Genomic DNA, 1,810 nt, shown 5'->3' on the forward strand with positions numbered 1-1,810 from the left:
CCCTCGAAGAAGACCTCTGCCTCGGCGTGGCGGCACCAGTAGCGAACGGTCTCTTCCGATCGACGGAGGAAGTCGTTGAAGCCACCGAGCCGCGTGGGCAGGTAGACCTCGACCCGGGTGCCCTCCACGGGCTCGTCGAGGCTGATGCGCTCGAACGTGCCGTCAGGCTTGAAGAGAACCCGCCAGTGCTCGCCGCTCTTCCCGGTGTCGACCACCACCGCCACGGGCTTCACCGAGAAGACCGAGACGAACCCGATGCCGAACTTCCCGATCTTGGTGAGGTCGTCTTCTTTCGATGATGAGAAGAGACGGGTGAGCTGGGTGTCGATGATGCGTCGATCCATGCCCTCGCCGTAGTCGATGACCCGGGCCACCGCGACGCCTTCGGCGGGGCGGTTCTCGACCTCCACGTCGACGCGGCTGCTGCCCGCGTCGATGGCGTTCTGCGTCGATGGCGTTCTGCACGAGCTCGCGATAGAAGCAGAGGTCCTGGCTGAACTGGTTGACCAGGTTCTGCAGCGTGTCGCTGACGTAGCTGTCTGCTGGCGAAGCGCTCTGCTCACGCGCCATCGGTGGCCCTCCGCGCTGCGTCGTGCGCGGTCATCTGGAAGACGATCTCGCGCACCCGCGCCTCGAATCGCTCGCGCTCCGCACGCGCCTCGGCGTCGCGCTCGAAGCGCAGGTAGTGGCCGATGATCTCGTTCACACGCGCGGCCTCGACAGAACGAGAGAACTGCGCGATCATGGCGCGTCGCTCGTCGAGGGGGGCGGTGAAGTAGGCGTCGGGGTACTCGAAGCTCTCGATCTCGGTGATCACCCGTCGGGTGATGTTCTCGACCGCCCGACCAGAGAGGCCGCCGTCGATGCAGGCCTGCCCGAGCTCACGCCACTGCGCGTCGGTGATGGGGAGGTGCGCGCGGTGGTGCCCCAGCTTCTTGTCGCGCATGAGGGTGACAAAGTCGTCGGCGCTGGCGGCCCCGCGCAGGTGGAACGGATCCTGGGTGATGCGGCTGATGGTGGCGGTGTCCATGTTCAGGGTGTTCGCGTCGGTGAGCATGAACCACTGACCGTTCTTGGGAATCACCGTGCCGTCGAAGATGCCGAACGAGGCCCCCAGGATGTTCTTCTCTTCAGAGCGCAGACCCGCCTCTGAGCGGGCTGCAAAGGCGGTGTCGATGTCGGGCCAGTAGACCCCCACGACCCCCTCGAAGCCCGCCACCTGGCGCTTGAAGATGTCGACCAGCTGCTGGGCCGAGGCGTTCTGATACGATGACGCCCAGTCGGTGCGCGTGATGACCACGAAGCGGGCGGGCACGCCGCGCTCGCGGCAGTAGCGCAGGAAGTAGTTCCCGATGGCATGGCAGGTCACGGTCTTTCCGCAGCCCGGATCGCCCATGGCGAAGAGAACGGGATTGATGCGCTTCGGGTTGGCGCGGGCCACGAGGTCGAAGCCGGCCACGTCGCGGGCGAGGCGCATCCCCGCGGCGAGGAAATCGGCGTTGCCCACCACGTCGTCGGGCCACACGTCGAGCAGCGTGCTGCCGTCTGAATCGGGCGCCTGAGCGCACGGTCGCAGGCCGTCGAACGAGGTGCCGAGCACCTCGAGACGAAGGCCCCGTCGCGCATGCTCGAAGCGTGCGTCGCCGCCGAGCTCAGCCGCGCCGGCGCCGAGCAGGGCGAAATAGGCGTGGAGCGTTGCGAGCAGACGCGCGTCGCAGGTGACGCGCTTGTTCGGGTCGGCGTGTCCACGGTAGAAGGCGAGGTGCTGCAGGCAGTCGTCGAGCACGGCCTCGTGCAGGCGCTGCGCAGG

2 protein-coding genes are annotated in these 1,810 nt (G+C 67.2%); both read right to left on the bottom strand.

Annotation, left to right across the window (positions count from 1 at the left end; translation table 11 throughout):
* A partial coding sequence (locus EB084_24665) for an ATP-binding protein (protein NDD31457.1) occupies positions 1–410 on the bottom strand: 410 nt, incomplete at its 3' end.
* A gap of 149 nt (positions 411–559) precedes the next feature.
* A partial coding sequence (locus tag EB084_24670; protein ID NDD31458.1) for an AAA family ATPase occupies positions 560–1,810 on the bottom strand: 1,251 nt, incomplete at its 5' end.

The organism is Pseudomonadota bacterium, assembly GCA_010028905.1.
GTDB lineage: Bacteria > Vulcanimicrobiota > Xenobia > RGZZ01 > RGZZ01 > RGZZ01.